The organism is Flavobacterium sp., assembly GCF_035760125.1.
Lineage (GTDB): Bacteria > Bacteroidota > Bacteroidia > Flavobacteriales > Flavobacteriaceae > Flavobacterium.
The window spans coordinates 1-3,238 of sequence record NZ_DASTTN010000326.1 but is presented as its reverse complement, the minus strand read 5'-3'; the positions used below and the strand labels follow the sequence as shown (position 1 = coordinate 3,238).

The 3,238-nt window shown below is 34.7% G+C and carries 5 protein-coding genes; all 5 read left to right on the top strand.

The window, feature by feature from the left end:
- A partial coding sequence (gene clpX / locus VFS71_RS11620; RefSeq protein WP_326401433.1) for an ATP-dependent Clp protease ATP-binding subunit ClpX occupies positions 1-1,122 on the top strand: 1,122 nt, incomplete at its 5' end.
- A gap of 99 nt (positions 1,123-1,221) precedes the next feature.
- Positions 1,222-1,629: a glyoxalase/bleomycin resistance/extradiol dioxygenase family protein gene (locus VFS71_RS11615; RefSeq protein WP_326401431.1), complete on the top strand. Its 408-nt coding sequence runs from the start codon at positions 1,222-1,224 to the stop codon at positions 1,627-1,629.
- Positions 1,630-1,662: 33 nt separating this feature from the next.
- Positions 1,663-2,073: an SRPBCC family protein gene (locus VFS71_RS11610; protein ID WP_326401430.1), complete on the top strand. Its 411-nt coding sequence runs from the start codon at positions 1,663-1,665 to the stop codon at positions 2,071-2,073.
- 70 nt (positions 2,074-2,143) lie between these two features.
- Positions 2,144-2,584, top strand: coding sequence for a VOC family protein (locus tag VFS71_RS11605; protein WP_326401429.1), 441 nt, complete (start codon positions 2,144-2,146; stop codon positions 2,582-2,584).
- A gap of 37 nt (positions 2,585-2,621) precedes the next feature.
- A complete protein-coding gene (locus tag VFS71_RS11600) occupies positions 2,622-3,152 on the top strand; it encodes an SRPBCC family protein (protein WP_326401428.1) in 531 nt (176 codons plus the stop codon).
- Positions 3,153-3,238 lie beyond the last annotated feature (86 nt).

Below are 3,238 nucleotides of genomic sequence, written 5' to 3'. Positions count from 1 at the left end.
CATGGAATTGTTCTGGAAGAATTAAAAACGAATAGAGGTTCTAAGTTAGTTGGTGATTTAATTTTAAAGAAACCAAAAGAAATTAGAGCTTTCCTTGATCAATATGTTATTGGACAGGAGCAAACCAAGAAAGTGATGTCTGTTGCGGTTTATAATCACTACAAACGTTTGATGCAACAGCAATTGGACGATGAGGTAGAGATCGAAAAAAGCAATATCATCATGGTAGGGCAAACAGGTACAGGGAAAACATTGGTAGCCAAAACGATTGCCAAAATGTTGGATGTGCCACTTGCTATTGTTGATGCAACAGTGCTTACCGAAGCAGGTTATGTGGGAGAGGATGTTGAAAGTATTTTGACGCGTCTTTTACAGGCTGCTGACTATGATGTAACCAAAGCCGAAAGAGGAATCGTTTTTATTGATGAAATTGATAAAATTGCCCGTAAAAGCGATAACCCTTCAATCACTCGTGATGTTTCGGGAGAAGGAGTACAACAGGCTTTGTTGAAATTATTAGAAGGAACAGTTGTTAATGTGCCACCAAAAGGAGGACGCAAGCATCCAGACCAAAAATTTGTTGAAGTAAACACGCAGAATATTTTGTTTATTGCCGGAGGTGCTTTTGATGGGGTTGAACGTATTATTTCAAAACGTTTGAACCGTCAGGCAGTAGGTTATTCTACATCCAAAAATGTGGATAATATTGATAAAGACAATTTGTTGCAATATATTATCCCAAAAGACATCAAAGATTTTGGATTAATTCCTGAAATCATTGGTCGTTTACCTGTTTTGACACATATGGATCCTTTGGACAGAGAAACGTTGCGTGCCATTTTGACTCAGCCAAAGAATGCTTTGATCAAGCAATATCAAAAACTGTTTTTGATGGATGAGGTAGAGTTTACTATTACTGATGAAGCCCTTGATTTTATTGTGGAAAAAGCATTGGAATATAAATTAGGTGCACGTGGATTGCGTTCGTTATGCGAAGCGATTCTTACCGATGCGATGTATGAATTACCAAGTTCGGATGATAAAAAATTGGTGATCGATATGGAATACGCCAAAGAAACATTGAATAAAAATTTACTGAAACGTTTGGAGATAGCTTCCTAATGTTCAGTAACTTACTAAAAACCTGCTCTGTCACTGGAGCAGGTTTTTTTATGCTTAAAAATGAATTTCATTTGAGAATATTTGTAATTTTATGGAAAAATGGAAACACAAATTTTCTTAAATCTTCCTGTAAAAGAGTTAAATAAATCCATGGATTTTTTTTCTCAATTGGGTTTTTCATTCAATCCTAAGTTTACAGATGATAAGGCGGCTTGTATGATTATTGGAGACAAAAGTTTTGCCATGTTGATTACGGAGGAGTTCTATAAAACGTTTACAAATAAAGCCATTTGTGATGCAAGTAAAAGCAGTGAAGTACTGATTTCAATTTCGGTCGAAAGTCGTGAAAAAGTAGACGAGATAATTGCAAAAGTTATAAAAGCTGGTAGTTCAGAATATATGGTTGCTAAAGATTACGGCTGGATGTATCATCGCAGTTTCATGGATTTGGACAATCATCATTGGGAAGTCTTTTTTATGGATGAAAGTCAGATTCCTGCTAGTTAATTGTTGTTTTTAATGTATTTTAGATAAAAAAATATGATAACAGTAGAAGCGAGCATCAATGCTCCAATAAAAAAGGTTTGGGAGTGTTGGACAAATCCTGAACATATTACTAAATGGAACAATGCCTCAGATGATTGGCATACACCTTATGCCGAAAATGATTTACGGACTGGAGGAAAATTCAAATCCACTATGGCTGCCAAAGATGGGACAATGAGTTTTGATTTTGAAGGCGAATACACTTTGGTGGAAAAAAATAAAGCTATTGAATATGTAATGGCTGATGGAAGAAAAGTTGAAGTAAGTTTTGAGGAAACACCGGTTGGCATATACTTAATCGAAAGTTTTGATCCTGAAAATGTAAACTCTGAAGAAATGCAACAACTAGGATGGCAAGCTATTTTGGATAATTTTAAAAAATATGTTGAAGCCCTTCATGCTTAAATGCAATGTAAATTAGATGCTTAGAATCTTAGTTACTCAAAAAAACAATTAATCTAAATTTTTAAATATTATGGCAACAATTAATCCGTATTTAATTTTTAATGGAAACTGCGAAGAAGCTTTTTTGTTTTATCAGTCGGTTTTTGGGGGTGAATTTCCTTATGTAGGAAAGTTTAATGACATGCCCGCTGATGCTGCGGGTGGAGATGCAATATCAGAAGAGGATAAAAACAAAATCATGCATATTTCCTTGCCAATAGGAAAAGATTCCATTTTGATGGGAAGTGACAGTAATGAAGCTAGCGGTTCAGTTGCTTTTGGTTCCAATGTTTCGCTGTCGATCAATGCCGAAAGTAAACAGGAAGCTGATAAACTTTTCAACGGACTATCTGCCGGAGGAAATCCTTTCATGCCAATGAGCCAAACTTTTTGGGGGGCTTATTTTGGAATGTTTGTGGATAAATTTGGGATCCATTGGATGGTTAATTTTGACGAAAAGCCAAATACTTAATTGATTTTAACCAATAAAAAACAATAAAAATTTACACATGAAAATACTAAAATTTATAGGTTTAGGAATAGTTAGTCTAATAGTGTTATTACTAATTATCGCGCTCTTTATCCCAAATGATTATACAGTTTCGGTTTCAACAACCATTAACAAGCCAAAGCAAGTGGTTTTTGATTATATAAAATTGATCAAGAATCAGGAGAATTACAGTATTTGGGTCATGCAGGATCCAAATGTAAATATGGACTATCAAGGTATGGATGGAACTGTTGGATTCAAAGCTTCTTGGGACAGTAAAGATGATAACGTTGGGGAAGGGTCTCAACAGATTACCGCTGTATCTGAAGATAGAATCGATGTCGATTTGCATTTTGAGCGACCGATGAAAGGAGAGGCTAAGGCTAGTAATTTATTGGAATCTATCTCAGAGAATGAAACGAAAGTTACGTCTGAGTTTTATGGACATTCCTCTTATCCAATGAATCTGATGAACTTTATGGGAGAAAAATTTATTACTGATGCCGAAACTAAAAATCTGGCTAACCTGAAAAAGATATTGGAAAAATAATATTGAGTTGTCACTTGATGTGATAATGGTATAAAACAAAAGTCATTCAAATATATTTTTGAATGACTTTTGTTTTTATAGAAATA